This is a genomic window from Pseudoalteromonas sp. ATL1, assembly GCF_058933015.1.
Map to the genome: position 1 here is coordinate 797,919 of NZ_JBZYXL010000001.1, position 16,136 is coordinate 814,054.

Here is a 16,136-nt window from a genome sequence, read left to right on the forward strand (position 1 = left end):
GCCCTAAATGTGCAAGCTTTGCAGTCACTCCATACTTTTGCACTTCCAAGTCAATGTCACCAACTCGTCACGATTGAACACTGGCAACAATTGCTAGATATCGATTTCTCTGTGCCTTTTTGTCTATTGGGCGAGGGGAGCAACACTTTATTTTTAGATGACTTTGCTGGGACCGTCATTAAGATGGCAATTGCGGGACGCGCAATTGTTGAGCATGAGCATCATTGGCTAGTTGAAGTGGGAGCGGGAGAAAATTGGCATGCGTTAGTTTTACACTTACTTGATGAAGGCGTTGCAGGGCTTGAAAATTTAGCATTGATCCCGGGCAATGTGGGTGCTGCCCCAGTGCAGAATATTGGTGCATACGGTGTCGAATTGGCGCAATTTGTGGCTTATGTTGAGGGTTTTAACAATCGAACCGGCCAAATTGAGCGTTTAACACCACAGCAATGTGCGTTTGCTTATCGAGATTCCATCTTTAAGCATGCGCTAAAGGGCGCGTTTGTGATCACCAAAGTGGGTTTGACAATCAATAAACAATGGCAACCTGTACTTGATTATGGGCCATTGCAACAGCTTAAGGACTCGTCACCAACAGCGCAGCAAGTGTGCCATGAAATCATTAAAATTCGCCAAAGTAAGCTGCCAGACCCCAATGCACTTGCCAATGCGGGTAGCTTTTTCAAAAACCCGATAGTTGCAGTGGCGCAGGTGGAAAAGCTACAACATATCTATCCACATATTCCAGTTTACCCCGTCGACGAACAACATAGTAAATTAGCGGCAGGCTGGCTGATAGAGCAAGCTGGGTTAAAAGGTTATCAAATTGGTGATATAGCGGTGTATGACAAACAAGCCTTGGTGTTAGTCAATAAAGGCGCAGGTAATGCCAAGCAGCTCATAGCAATGGTTGAGCATATTCAACAACAGGTATGGTCAAAATTTGCTGTTAAGCTAGAGCACGAGGTGCGATTGTTAGCACACGACCGAGAAATTCACTTACAGGGAGTCAGCGATGACTAAAGCGCCACAAGGGAATAAGCTAGCCATACTTAAGGCGCTGAACCAAGGTGTGTTTGTTTCCGGTCAAATGCTAGGGAAACAGCTGGGGATCAGCCGTGCGGCGGTATCTAAACATATCAACTCCTTGCAAGACATGGGCATTGATATTTTTACTGTGAGTGGCAAAGGGTATTGTTTAAATCGAAGCTTACTCCTGCTCGACAAAAGTAAAATTGAGCAATGTCTCGCTCAAGTGAATTGTACAAACCCTGTTGAAGTGGAAGCCATTATTGATTCAACGAATAGTGAGCTGATGCGACGAGTGCAGAGCAAGCAAGATCTCGTCTCTGGGCAAGTGCTGGTCGCTGAAATGCAGCAAGCTGGACGGGGTCGCCGTGGCCGTACTTGGCAGTCTCCTTTTGGTGCAAATTTGTATTACAGTTATTACTGGCGATTAGATGATGGTTTGCAAGCTGCGATGGGTGTGTCGATTGCGGTTGGATTGGCGGTACATGATGCGATAAACGCGCTGTATGATTTAACGGTATCACTTAAATGGCCTAATGATATTTATTTAAATGGCAAGAAGCTAGCGGGTGTACTTGTAGAGCTAGATGGTCAAGTAGAAGGGCCGTGTCACTTAGTCATGGGCATTGGTATTAATTTACTGATGCCAGAGGGGGCGTCCAGTCATATCGATCAACCATGGACGGACCTTTTTACGCATACCCGGGCATTAGACAAAAACCAGTTAGTTGCGACTTTGACACAATGTTTAGCTGCGAGATTACAGCAATATCAAACATCGGGTTTGCAACATATGACCGCGCAGTGGAATGTACTGAATGCGTTTGCGGGTGAGGTGGTGACATTGAGCACCGGGCAGCGACAATGGCGAGGTATATGTGAAGGGATTGATGCGCAAGGGGGTGTGGTGCTTCGTCAAGATGGTGAGCTAAAAAGCTACTATGGTGGTGAAATTTCATTGAGGAAAGAAGCTGAATGAGGTTATTGATTGATGTGGGCAATACCGCCATCAAATTGGCGTTGGAGCATCAAGGTGAGATCAACTTTGTTGATGAGCATGCACTGCAATGGGCGCATATCTCAGAAGTGCTGGTGGCGCAGGTGGGTAAATCAGAGTTACTGGCGCCATTTGAGCAGCAAGCCAGCCAGTTAGGTATCAAAGTAATACATGCAAAAGTAACCCCCCAATTGGGTAACGTAAAATGCGCCTATGAGCAATTTCAAAACCTCGGAATTGATCGCTGGTTGACTGTCGTGGCTTGTCACTATTTATATCCCAATCAGCATTGCGTGATCGTGGACTCAGGCACTGCCAGCAAAGTCGATGTGTTACATGCGAATGGTCAGCACCTAGGAGGATGGATCTTACCGGGTCTTGATATGATGATTGACAGTTTGGTGAATAATACCCAAAAAGTATTCAGTGATGAACAAACGCAATTTTCTAAAGAGCTAGGCAAAAATACACCAAATGCAGTTAAAAACGGCGCATTGGTTGCCACTTTGGGAGCTGTTTACGCCGGTATTGAGCTATTAAAAGCGGAGACTAAGCGGTATCGTGTGGTTTGTGCTGGTGGATATGGGGCGTTTATCTCCCAACAACTTAATTGTGAAAGCGAATTTCATGAACATCTCGTATTACACGGACTGCTTTTTTGGCGTAAAAACGCACAAATTTAGGTGCTTTTATGTCTTTTTGACGTAAATATGAGCACTTAAACAAGATTTTATCAATTTTTTGCAGATTGTTGTTGCATCGCTAGGAACCTTGCCTTAGAATCTCGCCCCGTACTAAAGCAGTGCCGACTTAGCTCAGTTGGTAGAGCAACTGACTTGTAATCAGTAGGTCATCCGTTCGACTCGGATAGTCGGCACCATTTTTTACACTGCAAATTGCAGTTGCTTTAGGAAAGAATTTTTCGTGGAGGGGTTCCCGAGCGGCCAAAGGGATCAGACTGTAAATCTGACGGCACTGCCTTCGCTGGTTCGAATCCAGCCCCCTCCACCACTTTATTCTTGACGGTTCTGAGGTAGTTAAGAACAGGTTCCTAAAGCGGGCATCGTATAATGGCTATTACCTCAGCCTTCCAAGCTGATGATGCGGGTTCGATTCCCGCTGCCCGCTCCAGTATTCTGGTGTGCTGATATAGCTCAGTTGGTAGAGCGCACCCTTGGTAAGGGTGAGGTCGGCAGTTCAAATCTGCCTATCAGCACCAGTCTTTTGAATCTTCTCATATACTTCCTTTGATTTGTCATTAAATTATTGAAAGAATAATCTTAGCTCGCGTATTGCGGGTTATTTTTATATGTAATCTAGATACACAAAAACTGATAGGTTCCGTCATGGCAAAAGAAAAGTTTGAACGCGTAAAACCGCACGTAAACGTAGGTACAATCGGCCACGTTGACCACGGTAAAACAACTCTAACAGCAGCAATCACTAACGTACTTGCAAAAGTATACGGTGGTGAAGCAAAAGATTTCGCATCAATCGATAACGCTCCAGAAGAGCGTGAGCGTGGTATCACAATCTCAACTTCACACGTTGAGTATGACACGCCAACTCGTCACTACGCACACGTAGACTGTCCAGGACACGCTGACTATGTTAAAAACATGATCACTGGTGCTGCACAGATGGATGGCGCGATCCTAGTAGTTGCGGCTACTGACGGTCCTATGCCTCAAACACGTGAGCACATCCTACTTTCACGTCAGGTTGGTGTACCTTACATCATCGTATTCATGAACAAATGTGACATGGTTGACGACGAAGAGCTTCTAGAGCTAGTAGAGATGGAAGTACGTGAACTACTTTCTGAGTATGACTTCCCAGGTGATGACCTACCTCTAATCCAAGGTTCAGCGCTTAAAGCGTTAGAAGGCGAGAAAGAGTGGGAAGACAAGATTGTTGAGCTTGCAGAAGCACTAGATACTTACATTCCAGAGCCAGAGCGTGACATCGATAAGCCATTCATCATGCCTATCGAAGACGTATTCTCAATCCAGGGTCGTGGTACTGTTGTAACTGGCCGTGTTGAAGCTGGTATCATCAACGTGAACGACGAAGTTGAAATCGTAGGTATCAAAGACACTACGAAGACAACTTGTACAGGTGTTGAGATGTTCCGTAAGCTTCTAGACGAAGGTCGTGCGGGTGAGAACATCGGTGCACTTCTACGTGGTACTAAGCGTGACGAAGTTGAGCGTGGTCAAGTACTAGCGAAGCCTGGTTCAATCACTCCACACACGAAGTTCACTTCAGAAGTATACGTACTTTCTAAAGATGAAGGTGGTCGTCACACGCCATTCTTCAAAGGCTACCGTCCACAGTTCTACTTCCGTACAACTGACGTAACAGGTAACGTTGAGTTACCAGAAGGCGTAGAAATGGTAATGCCTGGTGACAACATCAAGATGACTGTTGACCTAATCGTACCAATCGCGATGGACGAAGGTCTACGTTTCGCTATCCGTGAAGGTGGCCGTACAGTTGGTGCTGGTGTTGTAGCAACTATCGTTGAGTAATATTAACTTTAGTTAATGCCACAAAGCATTAGAAAAACCCGAGCTTAGGCTCGGGTTTTTTGTATCTAGTGTACGGTGAAGGTGGCGCTCTCTACAGGGTAAGTAGGTGCTTGTAGCTACAATCGTAGAATAATTTTTAGATTGCAGTAACACTGTAAAAAAGGTCGTTTCCTGATAAAGGATGCGGCCTTTTTTAATGCCTGAAATTTGGCTCTTGTAGTCGGCATAAGCGAAGCGCCATCCGACGGTGTGAGTCCCTCAGCGGTTGTTAGACTGGCTTGCTTCACCTTGCGCAAAAGGAATGTAAGCGCTACGCGCTTTGTCATTAAACTTTTGCACGACATTCACCTTGCGTAAAGGAAACGTTCTCACTTCGTTCGCAGTCGTTAACCCTTTACACCTTAATCACCTTGCGCAAAAGGAATGTAAATGCTTCGCGCTTTGTCATTAAACTTTTGAACGTATATGCCATAAAGCATTAGAAAAACCCGAGTTTAGATCTCGGGTTTTTTTATGTTTGTAGGTCGGTATAAGCGAAGCGCCTTCCGACGGTGAGAGTTTCTCTTAGAGGTCATTTTCCTCGGCAGTAGTTAAACTAGCTCATTTCACCTTGCGTAAAGGAAACGTTCTCACTTCGTTCGCTGTCGTTAGCCCTTTACACTTAATTCATCATTCACAAGTGCGGTTAAGATATGATCTTGCCATTGACCGTTTAAATACAAGTAATCCCGAGCTTTTTCAAAAGCGACGCGCTTTTTTCATTAGTCGGAACGTAGTTCGCCATGATCCTATGGAGATGCTTTTCGCTAAATAACCAGTCAATAACGCGGCTCAGAGCTTCATGCATCAAACCGAAACCATTGTGCTGTTTATCAAGTTGATAGCCAACAAAGCAGGCTTGAAATGGGCCTCTTTGAATACCTGAAATGCAAATCTGACCAATGATGGTATTGGGATCATGCTTAGCAAACAGGTAAAACTGATATTGGGTGTCATTTTCAAAGCTCGTTTTCAAATGGGTGAGATTCTCATGCCAATACTCAGCAGTGAAAAAGTATGCATCACGAGCGGGTTGGGAGTGGGCAAAAAAGGTTTTATTGGTGGTGTAAAACGACGCGACTGCGTCAGCAAAGTTGACATCGGCACTTCTTATTATAAGTCGTTGAGTGTCTAATTTCATAATTGGTTGAATTAAAGAATTAATTATTGAGTTGTAGAGCAGTGTGCCTTATTTTTAAATAAGGTACAAAAAATGTTTGACCTTAACTTAACTTGAGCTTTTATCTTGTTTCGAAGCTAAAAAAAGCAACAAGGAACTCAGAATGTTAGATATGCATCATCACATAATACCCGAATATATGACTCGTTATTTAAATAGCTTGCAAATTCTCGCACCCGTTGGCAGCTTTGAATTTGTTGAGCAACTGCAAAAGCAACATCTTGCTACCTATAGCTTTAGCAGTATTAATGCCATGCAAGGACAATATCTTACGCTAGATGCGGAGTCTTTGTTCGGGCGTTTGATTGACAAGCGTCAGGGAGGCTACTGCTTTGAGCACAATCGAATCATGTTTTTAACACTGGCGGCACTGGGCTATGAAGTGAGGCCTGCTTTAGCACGCGTTATGCTCAACGGCAAAAGCGATAATCCTCGTACACACCGAGTGACTTTATTAACTTATGCTGGAAAATCCTACGCAATTGATGTGGGGTTTGGTGTTAAAGCGCCCGTTATGCCAATCGCAATTGATCAAAATCAAACATTGAGCCAAGGGCCAAATTGCTACCAAGTCACTCGTACGTCATCTCACGCGACCATCGCCATGACCAAGCCGGAGCTTTTAGGCTTGTATCAAATCGATTTGGCGCAGGTATTTGAAGGGGATTGCGAAGTTGGGCATTTCTATAGTCATCAACACCCAGAGGCCGCGTTTGTGAATAATTTAGTGGTATCGCGTATTGAAAATGGCCACCGCTATTTGATCCGAAACTTGCACTTTAATCACTTGAACGAACACACCGGTGAACAAGTGGAGACGGAAATTGTGCAGCCAGAGCAGCTACAACAGCTATTAAAAGACTATTTCAACATTGATGCGCAATTTGCATCACTCCAGTTTGTATTTGATAAAGTCATCAAGCGTTTTGCGCAGCAGGCCAGCTAATTGGCGTGCTGCTGCATGGCTTGTGCACATCGCGCTGCGGTATTGAGCTTCTGATTGATTTCTTTGAAGCCTTGTTGCAGCTTTCTGACCAACGCGTCATCGCTATTAATATTTGCAGCCAAATACATGCGCTTACTTAGATGGGGGGAAACATAAGCCCGCTCCCATTCACCACTTCTACCTAAGGCATCTTGTATATTTTTTATAAATAAATCCGCGCCATAAAGCAGGTCGACCCTATCTTTATTGAGCATTTGTGCGCCTTGCTCATGGCTGGCCAAAATCACCAAATTATCTTCTTGGCTGAACCCTTCCTCGACAAGGTGTTGCTCTGTTGGTTGCCCAGACGCCACGGCGACCACGTATTTTCTCGCATCTTCAAGGCTATTGATTTGAATATCTTTACGCGCTTTGAGCTTATAAAATGAGACCTTGATCTCACATAATGGCGCAATCCAGCGATACAGCTTTTCGCGTTCATGTGTTCTAGCCAAAGAATAAATCAGTGCGTTAGGGGTATGGTTGACTACATGGTTGGTACGAAACCAAGGAAGTACATGAATCTTGTAATTCATATCCACATGTTTAAATAAAGCATCAACAAATTCAGTTGCGACGCCGCCAATTTTGCCAGGCCCTAAAAACTCCTGATAGGGCGGAAAGTCTTCAGTGTAGACATGAATGGGTGCATTTTTTTCATTGGCTGAAGCTATGAAATTTACAACCAATAAGGATAAAGTAATGAAAAAATAACCCCGATGCGGCATAAGCATTCCAAAATGTGATGGTGGTTTACTAAGCGTAGTCAAACTGATACAAAATGACGGTATTTTATGCATCGCGAATTGCGCCTTAATTGGATACAATGAAACCATATTTCAATGATTTCTATGCTTGAGACTGAGATTAAAAAGGATTAAAGCGGTATGACTCGAATTAGTGTATTGATGGCTGCGGTAGTGTTCATGAGCGCCTGCACAAGCCTAGTTGAAAAGGGCGATAAGCTCTATGAGCAGGGGATGTACCAGCAGGCTGCTGACTTCTATCAACAAGCATTAAATGAAGATGCAAACGACGTGGAAGCGCAGCAGCGTTTAACACAAGCAAGGCATAAGATCATTGACCGAGGCTTAATTGAAGTGCGGATGTTGCGTCTGGCGTCCAATCATGTTGCAGCGGCAGATAAATTAGAAACCATATTGCGCAATCAAAGTGAGTGGCATTTGGAAACGATGGGGGCGCAAGCGGCTACACAGCATGAAGAAGTGGGCTATGCGGGCCAGTTTTTGCGTCAGCACGCACAAGACCTAGCTGCGAGCCAATTTCCCGATAAATTCCGTTGGTTTGAGCACAAATACGCGTTCTTAATTTCAAATACGCAGCTATCGCCTCAGTTACACGGCTATCAGCAAACATTAGCGCAGCTGGCACAACACAAGTGCGATGAATTGGCCAATCAGGTGTATGGTCAACGCTTTTATCTTAAACAGTTGACCCAAAAATACTGTTCGGTATGGCAAACTAAAAAGCAATTGAAAGTGGATAGCGTTGATGAAAGCCGCTTTCGTAGTGTGGTTTTTAATAAGCAATTACAGCTCAATACACCAAACAGACGCGCGCACCAGCAGCTTGTAGAGGGGACTGTCAGTGAACTGAAGGATAGGTTTCAGCGCAGCCTTTGGTACTCGCCCAAAGGTGCGAATACCCTGACGCTGAATATGCTTGCGGATGTTGACTACAAACGGGACAGTATTCATAAGCAGCAAGAAAAGCGTTATTTGGTCAATGAATATCGTCCTGATCCGAATAACAGCAGTGAGCAAGTCGAAGTCGAAGTGGAGCGTGTTTATATCTATCCTGTCGTGGATTACCGAGAGAACTACTCGGTGCGTTTAAGTTATCAAGGCCAGTTGGCTGGCATGCTGTTGTCAAACCAATACATGGATAGCCAAAGTAATCAAACAACCAGTCATAGTGCCAATTTCGACGAGGCGGAATTAAAACCACAGATCGCACAATTTTTGGATCAAAGTAAAACAATGTCGAGCTACTTGTCACAGCTCACATTTAACTTCGATGAGCAGCTTGAGCAGCTATGGCTTAATCAGTATTGTCATAATCAATATGCCGAAGCGGATGCAGAAAATGTACTCCGTTGTGCCAAAGTCGCCCCTTCAGATAGCTATGTGAACAGTTGGTTTGAACGCCAATTTGGCATTGATTACAAAGCTATGCGTACGTTATATGGTGTGTAAGGTTAAAGTGATTTGTGCAGTAAAAAGGTCGGCAATGCCGACCTTTTTGCTGTTATTCGCTAACGAGTCTTGAAACAACAAAGTAAGGGTTAAGATAACTCTCTTTTTGATTATAAAGTAAAGGAGAGCCATCAACTTGTGTAACCTTGGCACCTGCAATGTGCGCAACGGCATGACCGGCTCCTGTGTCCCACTCACTTGTTGGACCTAAACGAGGGTAAATATCAGCTTGGCCCTCAGCCACTAAACAAAGTTTTAACGAGCTGCCTTTTGGCACCATTTCAACCTCATCAAATTGCTCAAGGTAAGCGGCTAAGTCGGGAGATGGGTGTGAACGAGAGCCCACCACGTTAATTTTACCTTTGTTGGCCTTTTCGGTCACTTTCAGTTCAATACGAGCTTCGCCACATTCTCTAAACGCACCAATTGCTTCGGCGGCAAGATAACTCACATTTAATGCTGGCGCATGGACTACACCGAGAATAGGCTTACCATCTTTGATAAGCGCAATGTTGACAGTGAATTCACCATTTTTCTTAATGAACTCTTTGGTGCCATCAATTGGATCAACTAGCCAGTATTGCTGCCAAGTTTGTCGTGTGGCCCAGTCAATGTTGGCGCTTTCTTCACTGAGGATTGGTAACTCGGGCGTTAAAGCCTTAAGACCTGCGACGATCACTTTATGTGCCGCGTAATCGGCGTCCGTTACAGGGCTTTCGTCGGCCTTGTATTCGACATTAAAGTCTTTGGCATAAATCGGCATAATGGCATCGCCGGCTTTTCGTGCCAACAGAAGGATCTCTTCAAGCAGATCTGTTTGGTTCATGGCTTATCCTATGATGTTATTGTCTTTTAGGTATGCTACTAACTGTGCAACAGATTGGTCGAGCGAGTTTGTACTCGTGTCCAAAATAACTTCCGGGTTATTAGGGACCTGATATTCAGAGTCAATACCCGTGAAGTGTTTGATTTCACCCGCTCGGGCTTTTTTATACAGGCCTTTAGGGTCTCGTTGCTCACACACATCTAGCGGGGTATCTAAAAAGACTTCTATAAATTCGCCTTCATCCAGTAGCGAACGTACCATATCACGTTCTGCCTGAAAGGGTGAAATAAAGGCAGTTAGAACCACTAAACCCGCATCCGCCATGAGCTTGCTTAATTCGCCGACACGACGAATGTTTTCCACTCGGTCTTCATCACTGAAGCCTAAATCCTTGCACAGGCCATGACGCACGTTATCCCCATCAAGTAAGTAGGTGTGTACACCTTGTTGATGTAACGCGCTTTCTAGTGCACCAGCCACGGTGCTTTTTCCCGATCCTGAGTAGCCAGTGAACCAAAGCACACAGGGCTTATGACGTTTTTGTTCGCTGCGCTGGTTTTTGTCAACGGCATAGTTATGCCATACGATATTTTCGTCCATACTGGGTGCCTACTAAAATGGAAAAACCAAAGGGATTAAGGTTAAAACAGTAATTGAATAGATTATTGACAAGGGTAATCCCATGGTCACGTAATCTTTAATACGGTAATTGCCCGCGCTATACACCATTAAATTAGTTTGATAACCAAAGGGTGAAATGAAGCTCGCTGACGCGCCAAACGCAACCGCCATGACAAATGGTAATGGATTGACATTGAAACCAATAGCCAATGCATAGGCTACAGGAAACGAAAGTGCAGCTGCCGCATTATTGGTAATGAGTTCGGTGAATATCACCGTCATCACAAAAATAGCGATAAACGCGCCATATGGCCCGAAATCACCTAGCACATAAAACAGTGCGTTGGATATTTGCCCGGCCAGACCCGTTTCGATCATCAGTTTGGCTAATCCAATCGCGCTACCAACAATCGCCAGGAGCTCAAGCGGGAAGCGTCTTTTTAACTCGTTAAGTTTTATGGTGCCAGTCAAAAATAGCCCTAGCAGTAAAACCATGAGGCCTTTTACGAGAGGGAATAGATCAAATATGCTCAGCGCCAACACACCACTAAAAGCTGCTAACACAAGATTAGACTGCATTGGTTTGAGGTGCGCTTGCAAATCAAGCCCTGAAATATACACAAATTCGCGTTTGAGATCGGGCAGTTCATAAAATTGACTGCCAGGTGCCAAAATCAATGAATCACCTGCTTGCAGTCTTACTTGTCCAAGGCCGCCTTGCAATCGGTCATGGCCACGACGAATGGCGATAACCGCCGCATGAAACTGCTCGCGAAAGCGCACTTCTTTTACCGTTTTACCTATGTACTTAGATGATTGGCTCATGACGACTTCAACGAGGTGCTCCACATCTTTTTCATGTTTATCGTGGACAATTTTAAGACCGTCGAAACGTGACAAGAGGGGCACGGATTTAATATCACCCACAAATAGCAGAACATCACCTTGTTGAATAACCTGTTGTGGTGTCACCGCGCAAATGCGTCGCTCGCCGTGAATGATCTCAGCTAGGAACAAATCTTTTAAATCGCGTAAACCATTTTCTTCTACCGTGCGGCCAATCAACTTTGAACCGGGTTGCACTTTACCTTCAAGATAAAAGGGCACCACTTCTTGGTCGTTTTTGCCGTTATCGGGTAAATATTTAAGAAACGCCATGATAGTGAGCAGGCCCACCAACAGTGCGCCTAAGCCGACTAGGGTGAAGTCAAAAAAGCCCAGTGGTTGCATGCCTGCCTCAACGGCAAAGCCATTGACAATCAAATTTGTCGAAGTGCCGATAAGCGTCAAAGTGCCACCCAAAATGGCAGTATAAGAAAGTGGTAATAGCAATTTTGATGGTGAATGGGTCGGACTTTCCTTGATAGCAGAAATCAACGACGCCACAACAGCGGTATTGTTAGTAAACGATGATAAAAACGCGGTGGATAGCCCTAATTTCATCACTGACTTGGATAAGCTGCCTTTCGCTAACGATTGCGCTAAGGTCTGTACCAAGGTGGTTTTTTCGATGGCAATCGACACCAGCACCAACAACACTAAGGTGATCAGTGACGGGTTAGCATAGTTTACCAGCATGCCTTCAAGTTCAATAAGTCCAGCAAGGTAGCTGGCACTTATCGCACCAACAAACAGCCAAGCGGGCTTAAAGCGGGTGCCGAAAAGGCACCCAACAAGAGCTAACATAATGCCTGTTAAAATTAACTGCTCATACATGCAAAAACGCTCCTAATAACAGGCAAAACATTGTTACTTTAGCTTACTGATGTCAAGCGCTTGCCAGTGAGGGAAGTGCTTACGAACCAGTGCATTCAGTTCAACTTCAAACTCGCTAAATTGAGTTTGTGTTGTTTCTTGTGCCGACATTAATGCTTCGACCATGCCTGCGCCCACGGTTAAGTTGCTTAGACGATCAATTAAGATAAACGCACCGGTTTCACGGTTGTTACGGTAAACGTCAGCTAAGATACTTTCAGTGAGTTCAAGCGTGACAATCGCAATTTCATTCAGCTGTAGAGCATCTGCTTGGCCATGTTCAAGCGTATTAACGTCAATCGTGTGGTCAATGTGCTTAACAATAGCAGAGGTATTTTTGCTACCTAATTTAAAGTTATAGCTCTTACCAACAACTAATGGTGCTTCGTGCATCCATACCAGCTTAGCTTGGATCAAGTTGGTGACTTGCGCGCTAGAATCGGCTGGCACAATCACGTCCCCACGACTAACATCCACTTCGTCATTCAGAGTGATAGTGAATGCCTGCCCTGTTTCAGCTTGCTCAAGATTGCCATCAAACGTGACTAGCTCTTTGATGCTAGATTGCTTACCCGATGGTAGCACTTTAACCGCTTGACCCACTTCCAATGACCCTGAAGTAAGCGTGCCTTGAAAGCCGCGAAAATCAAGGTTTGGACGCACCACATATTGCACAGGGAAACGCGCTTCAAACTCAGTGTTTGCTGCTGCAGCCGGTGAGTCCTCAAGTAGCTCAAGCAATGGTTTATCCGTGTAGTAAGGGGTGTGCTCAGAGCGTGTTACCACGTTATCACCCTTTAGTGCTGACATAGGCACAAACTTGATGTCGGTGACATTCAGTTGCTTGGCAAATTCTAGGTACTGTTCCTTGATACGATTAAATACCGCTTCATCAAAGTCGCAAATATCCATTTTGTTAATCGCAACAACAAATTGCTTGATACCTAAAGAGTCACAAATAAAGCTATGGCGCTTAGTCTGAATTTGCACGCCATAGCGTGCGTCAACCAAAATAATGGCCAAATCACTGGTTGATGCACCGGTGACCATGTTGCGCGTGTATTGTTCGTGCCCCGGCGTGTCAGCGATGATGAATTTACGTTTTGCCGTTGAAAAATAACGATAAGCAACGTCAATGGTGATCCCTTGTTCGCGCTCGGCTTGTAAACCATCAACGAGTAACGCAAGATCCAGTTCTTCGCCCGCATTACCGACTTTCTCATTATCTTTGTGTAATGCAGCTAACTGATCTTCGTAAATCTGATGACTGTCGTGAAGTAAACGACCAATCAGTGTTGATTTACCGTCATCTACACTGCCGCAGGTCATCATGCGCAATAAACTTTTATCTTGCTGGCGAGCAAGATAGGCATCAATACCTAATTCTCTAACTTCGTTGGCTGTAGACATTAGAAGTACCCCTCACGTTTTTTCTTCTCCATCGACCCAGCTGAGTCGTGGTCAATCACTCGTCCTTCACGCTCAGATGACGTTGATAGCAGCATTTCTTCGATAATTTCAGTTAGCGTGCTCGCTGTGGATTCAACCGCACCTGTTAGTGGGTAGCAACCAAGCGTACGGAAACGCACTGATTTCATTTGCGGCACTTCACCTTCTTCTAATGGCATGCGTTCGTCATCAACCATGATCAACGTGCCATTGCGCTCTACCACAGGACGCTCTTTAGCGAGGTATAACGGCACCATCTCAATGTTTTCTTGATAGATATACTGCCAAATATCCAGCTCAGTCCAGTTTGAAAGCGGGAATACGCGAATGCTTTCGCCTGGGTTCACTTGGCTGTTATAGGTATTCCACAGCTCAGGACGTTGGTTTTTGGGGTCCCAACGGTGGTATTTGTCACGGAATGAATAAACACGCTCTTTGGCACGAGATTTCTCTTCGTCACGACGTGCACCACCAAATGCAGCATCAAAGCCATACTTATCAAGTGCCTGCTTTAAACCTTGGGTTTTCATTACATCAGTATGCTTCGCAGAGCCATGTGTGAATGGCCCGATCCCCATAGCGATGCCCTCTGGGTTTTTATGAACGAGTAACTCAAACCCATACTCTTTAGCTAAGCGGTCACGGAACTCAATCATTTCACGGAATTTCCAGTCGGTGTCCACATGCAATAGTGGAAACGGGATCTTCGCTGGGTAAAACGCTTTACGTGCTAAGTGCAGAAGTACCGAAGAGTCTTTACCAATAGAGTAAAGCATTACTGGATTTTCGAACTCGGCGGCGACTTCGCGAATAATCTTTATACTCTCAGCTTCAAGCTGCTGAAGGTGTGTTAAAGCCATGATAGTCGTCCTACATCAAATATTAAAATTACATACAATCGGTTTATGCCACATCAGTGAGTGGCTGAGCGAAGCTGCTCACTTGTGTGGTTTGTCCAAACCAAGCAAGTTGTTCATGGAGTGCGGCAACTTCACCAATAATGAGTAACGCTGGAGATACAACTTGCTGCGCTTCTATTTGTGCGGCCAATTGATCAAGCTGCGTTCTAACAACCCGCTGTTCTTTACGGGTGCCATTTTCGATGATCGCCACAGGTGTGGTACCTGCGCGGCCATACTTCAGCAATTGTGCTTGAATATGCGGTGATTTTATCACGCCCATATAAATGGCCACAGTTTGATTTGGCTTAGCCAAAGAAGGCCAATCAAGCTCTTGACCGTCTTTTTTACAGTGCCCAGTTACAAATTGAATGGCTTGCGCATGATCGCGGTGTGTTAACGGTATACCCGCGTAAGCACTACAGCCCGCAGCCGCTGTTATACCTGGCACGATTTGATAGCGAACTTGGTTGGCTGCAAGCACTTGTACTTCTTCGCCACCACGGCCGTAAATAAACGGGTCCCCACCTTTAATACGGCATACTTTTTTACCTTGCTTAGCTAACTCAACCAGCATTTTATTGGTATCTTCTTGTTTTACGCTGTGATTGCCTAAACGCTTACCTACACAGATAAGATCAGCATCGCGACGCACTAACTCCATGATTTCATCTGAAACGAGGTAGTCGTAAACCACGACATCCGCTTGTTGCATGAGCTGTAAAGCCTTTAATGTGAGCAACTCTGGGTCGCCAGGACCCGCACCTACGATATAGACCTCGCCCTCAGGTTCTGGTTTGGCATCTAACATCTCATGCAATTGCTCGGTTGCGCCTTGCGTGTCACCCGCTTGCACCTTGCTCACTACACTTGAGTCAAACACGCTTTCCCAAAATTGTCTGCGATCTGCAAAATGCTTAAAGCGCGCTTTAACGTGTTCTCTAAAGCTACCCACCAATTTGGCGAGCGGACCGATATGCTGTGGAATAAGTGCCTCAAGTTTTTCGCGTAAACGTCTTGCTAATACGGGGGCAGTACCCGCACTAGAGATAGCAATGGTGATCGGATCTCTATCCACAATAGATGGAAAAATAAAGGTGCATTTCGGCTGGTCGTCCACCACATTGACAAAGATATTGCGAGCGTTGGCTAACTCAAAGACCGTGTTATTCACATTGTCATTATCGGTGGCAGCGATCACCAACATTTGTCCATTTAAATGTGACTCGTTGAAGTAACCTTCTACTAAAATGACTTCGTTATTTTGTGCGTGCTCATGAAATTCATGGCAGAAGTGAGGTGCAACAACCGTCACATCAGCGCGTGCTTTAATAAAAGCGCGGCATTTTCTAAGCGCTACATCACCGCCACCGACGATGAGAACCGGCTTATTATCAAGTTTGGTGAAAATAGGTAAGTACTGCACAACATGCTCCAAAAATACTTAAACAACGCACTAGCTGCTGATAGCCATAGCGAACAGGAGAGCAGAATATAGTGAGCCTTGTCGAGGAAAAAATAATTAAAACCTCGTTTATATAACCAAAAGTTATATATCAACTTGCGAAATGGCTTAAGGCTTTATTTACAGTACTTTGCGAGATGTTGA

At 44.9% G+C, this 16,136-nt stretch carries 14 protein-coding genes and 4 tRNA genes; 10 read left to right on the top strand and 8 right to left on the bottom strand.

Annotation, left to right across the window (positions count from 1 at the left end):
• Positions 1 to 9 precede the first annotated feature (9 nt).
• From murB to tuf, 8 genes are all read left to right on the top strand, one after another.
• A complete protein-coding gene (gene murB, locus AC5FX4_RS03395) occupies positions 10 to 1,023 on the top strand; it encodes a UDP-N-acetylmuramate dehydrogenase (RefSeq protein ID WP_493605110.1) in 1,014 nt (337 codons plus the stop codon).
• Entirely contained in the window at positions 1,016 to 2,008 is a 993-nt protein-coding gene (gene birA / locus AC5FX4_RS03400; RefSeq protein WP_493605111.1) for a bifunctional biotin--[acetyl-CoA-carboxylase] ligase/biotin operon repressor BirA, read from the top strand. Before murB ends, birA begins: the two co-directional genes overlap by 8 nt.
• Positions 2,005 to 2,709, top strand: coding sequence for a type III pantothenate kinase (locus AC5FX4_RS03405; RefSeq protein ID WP_493605112.1), 705 nt, complete (start codon positions 2,005 to 2,007; stop codon positions 2,707 to 2,709). Before birA ends, AC5FX4_RS03405 begins: the two co-directional genes overlap by 4 nt.
• A gap of 121 nt (positions 2,710 to 2,830) precedes the next feature.
• Positions 2,831 to 2,906, top strand: a tRNA-Thr gene (locus AC5FX4_RS03410).
• Positions 2,907 to 2,952: 46 nt separating this feature from the next.
• Positions 2,953 to 3,037, top strand: a tRNA-Tyr gene (locus AC5FX4_RS03415).
• Positions 3,038 to 3,082: 45 nt separating this feature from the next.
• Positions 3,083 to 3,157 (top strand) — tRNA-Gly (locus AC5FX4_RS03420).
• 12 nt (positions 3,158 to 3,169) lie between these two features.
• Positions 3,170 to 3,245 (top strand) — tRNA-Thr (locus AC5FX4_RS03425).
• A 127-nt stretch (positions 3,246 to 3,372) separates the two neighbouring features.
• Positions 3,373 to 4,557 (top strand): elongation factor Tu, encoded by a 1,185-nt coding sequence (gene tuf / locus AC5FX4_RS03430; protein ID WP_152087331.1) that lies wholly within the window; start codon positions 3,373 to 3,375, stop codon positions 4,555 to 4,557.
• A 712-nt stretch (positions 4,558 to 5,269) separates the two neighbouring features.
• Here the strand turns inward: tuf and AC5FX4_RS03435 are convergent.
• Positions 5,270 to 5,737, bottom strand: coding sequence for a GNAT family N-acetyltransferase (locus AC5FX4_RS03435; protein WP_493605113.1), 468 nt, complete (start codon positions 5,735 to 5,737; stop codon positions 5,270 to 5,272).
• A 142-nt stretch (positions 5,738 to 5,879) separates the two neighbouring features.
• Between AC5FX4_RS03435 and AC5FX4_RS03440 the strand changes: the two genes are divergently transcribed.
• Positions 5,880 to 6,722, top strand: a complete 843-nt coding sequence (locus AC5FX4_RS03440) for an arylamine N-acetyltransferase family protein (protein ID WP_493605114.1) — start codon at positions 5,880 to 5,882, stop codon at positions 6,720 to 6,722.
• On the opposite strand, the gene AC5FX4_RS03445 is transcribed toward AC5FX4_RS03440, so the two are convergent.
• Positions 6,719 to 7,489 (bottom strand): substrate-binding periplasmic protein, encoded by a 771-nt coding sequence (locus tag AC5FX4_RS03445; RefSeq protein WP_493605115.1) that lies wholly within the window; start codon positions 7,487 to 7,489, stop codon positions 6,719 to 6,721. The two genes, AC5FX4_RS03440 and AC5FX4_RS03445, sit on opposite strands and share 4 nt — an antisense overlap.
• Positions 7,490 to 7,648: 159 nt before the next feature.
• Between AC5FX4_RS03445 and AC5FX4_RS03450 the strand changes: the two genes are divergently transcribed.
• A complete protein-coding gene (locus AC5FX4_RS03450) occupies positions 7,649 to 8,977 on the top strand; it encodes a tetratricopeptide repeat protein (protein ID WP_493605116.1) in 1,329 nt (442 codons plus the stop codon).
• Between the two features lie 52 nt (positions 8,978 to 9,029).
• Here the strand turns inward: AC5FX4_RS03450 and cysQ are convergent, their stop codons facing one another.
• Genes cysQ through cysG form a run of 6 tightly spaced genes read right to left on the bottom strand, consistent with a single transcriptional unit; the run spans position 9,030 to position 15,953 of the window.
• Positions 9,030 to 9,803 (bottom strand): 3'(2'),5'-bisphosphate nucleotidase CysQ, encoded by a 774-nt coding sequence (cysQ, locus tag AC5FX4_RS03455; RefSeq protein WP_493605117.1) that lies wholly within the window; start codon positions 9,801 to 9,803, stop codon positions 9,030 to 9,032.
• Between the two features lie 3 nt (positions 9,804 to 9,806).
• The gene (gene cysC / locus AC5FX4_RS03460; RefSeq protein WP_493605118.1) at positions 9,807 to 10,403 is read right to left on the bottom strand and encodes an adenylyl-sulfate kinase; all 597 of its coding nucleotides are present in this window, start codon (positions 10,401 to 10,403) and stop codon (positions 9,807 to 9,809) included.
• A 12-nt stretch (positions 10,404 to 10,415) separates the two neighbouring features.
• Positions 10,416 to 12,140: an SLC13 family permease gene (locus AC5FX4_RS03465; protein WP_493605119.1), complete on the bottom strand. Its 1,725-nt coding sequence runs from the start codon at positions 12,138 to 12,140 to the stop codon at positions 10,416 to 10,418.
• Between the two features lie 33 nt (positions 12,141 to 12,173).
• On the bottom strand, positions 12,174 to 13,589 hold the full coding sequence (gene cysN, locus AC5FX4_RS03470; protein WP_493605120.1) for a sulfate adenylyltransferase subunit CysN: 1,416 nt from the start codon (positions 13,587 to 13,589) through the stop codon (positions 12,174 to 12,176).
• The gene (gene cysD / locus AC5FX4_RS03475; protein WP_493605121.1) at positions 13,589 to 14,488 is read right to left on the bottom strand and encodes a sulfate adenylyltransferase subunit CysD; all 900 of its coding nucleotides are present in this window, start codon (positions 14,486 to 14,488) and stop codon (positions 13,589 to 13,591) included. Before cysD ends, cysN begins: the two co-directional genes overlap by 1 nt.
• Before the next feature lie 43 nt (positions 14,489 to 14,531).
• On the bottom strand, positions 14,532 to 15,953 hold the full coding sequence (gene cysG / locus AC5FX4_RS03480) for a siroheme synthase CysG (protein WP_493605122.1): 1,422 nt from the start codon (positions 15,951 to 15,953) through the stop codon (positions 14,532 to 14,534).
• Between the last annotated feature and the right edge of the window lie 183 nt (positions 15,954 to 16,136).

Excerpts from the sequence above, each read along its gene's own strand:
- AC5FX4_RS03435 (WP_493605113.1), bottom strand. The coding sequence starts at position 5,737 with ATGAAATTAGACACTCAACGACTTATAATAAGAAGTGCCGATGTCAAC.
- tuf (WP_152087331.1), top strand. The coding sequence starts at position 3,373 with ATGGCAAAAGAAAAGTTTGAACGCGTAAAACCGCACGTAAACGTAGGT.
- cysD (WP_493605121.1), bottom strand. The coding sequence starts at position 14,488 with ATGGCTTTAACACACCTTCAGCAGCTTGAAGCTGAGAGTATAAAGATT.
- birA (WP_493605111.1), top strand. The coding sequence starts at position 1,016 with ATGACTAAAGCGCCACAAGGGAATAAGCTAGCCATACTTAAGGCGCTG.
- cysN (WP_493605120.1), bottom strand. The coding sequence starts at position 13,589 with ATGTCTACAGCCAACGAAGTTAGAGAATTAGGTATTGATGCCTATCTT.
- cysQ (WP_493605117.1), bottom strand. The coding sequence starts at position 9,803 with ATGAACCAAACAGATCTGCTTGAAGAGATCCTTCTGTTGGCACGAAAA.
- AC5FX4_RS03445 (WP_493605115.1), bottom strand. The coding sequence starts at position 7,489 with ATGCCGCATCGGGGTTATTTTTTCATTACTTTATCCTTATTGGTTGTA.
- cysC (WP_493605118.1), bottom strand. The coding sequence starts at position 10,403 with ATGGACGAAAATATCGTATGGCATAACTATGCCGTTGACAAAAACCAG.
- AC5FX4_RS03450 (WP_493605116.1), top strand. The coding sequence starts at position 7,649 with ATGACTCGAATTAGTGTATTGATGGCTGCGGTAGTGTTCATGAGCGCC.
- AC5FX4_RS03440 (WP_493605114.1), top strand. The coding sequence starts at position 5,880 with ATGTTAGATATGCATCATCACATAATACCCGAATATATGACTCGTTAT.
- AC5FX4_RS03405 (WP_493605112.1), top strand. The coding sequence starts at position 2,005 with ATGAGGTTATTGATTGATGTGGGCAATACCGCCATCAAATTGGCGTTG.
- AC5FX4_RS03465 (WP_493605119.1), bottom strand. The coding sequence starts at position 12,140 with ATGTATGAGCAGTTAATTTTAACAGGCATTATGTTAGCTCTTGTTGGG.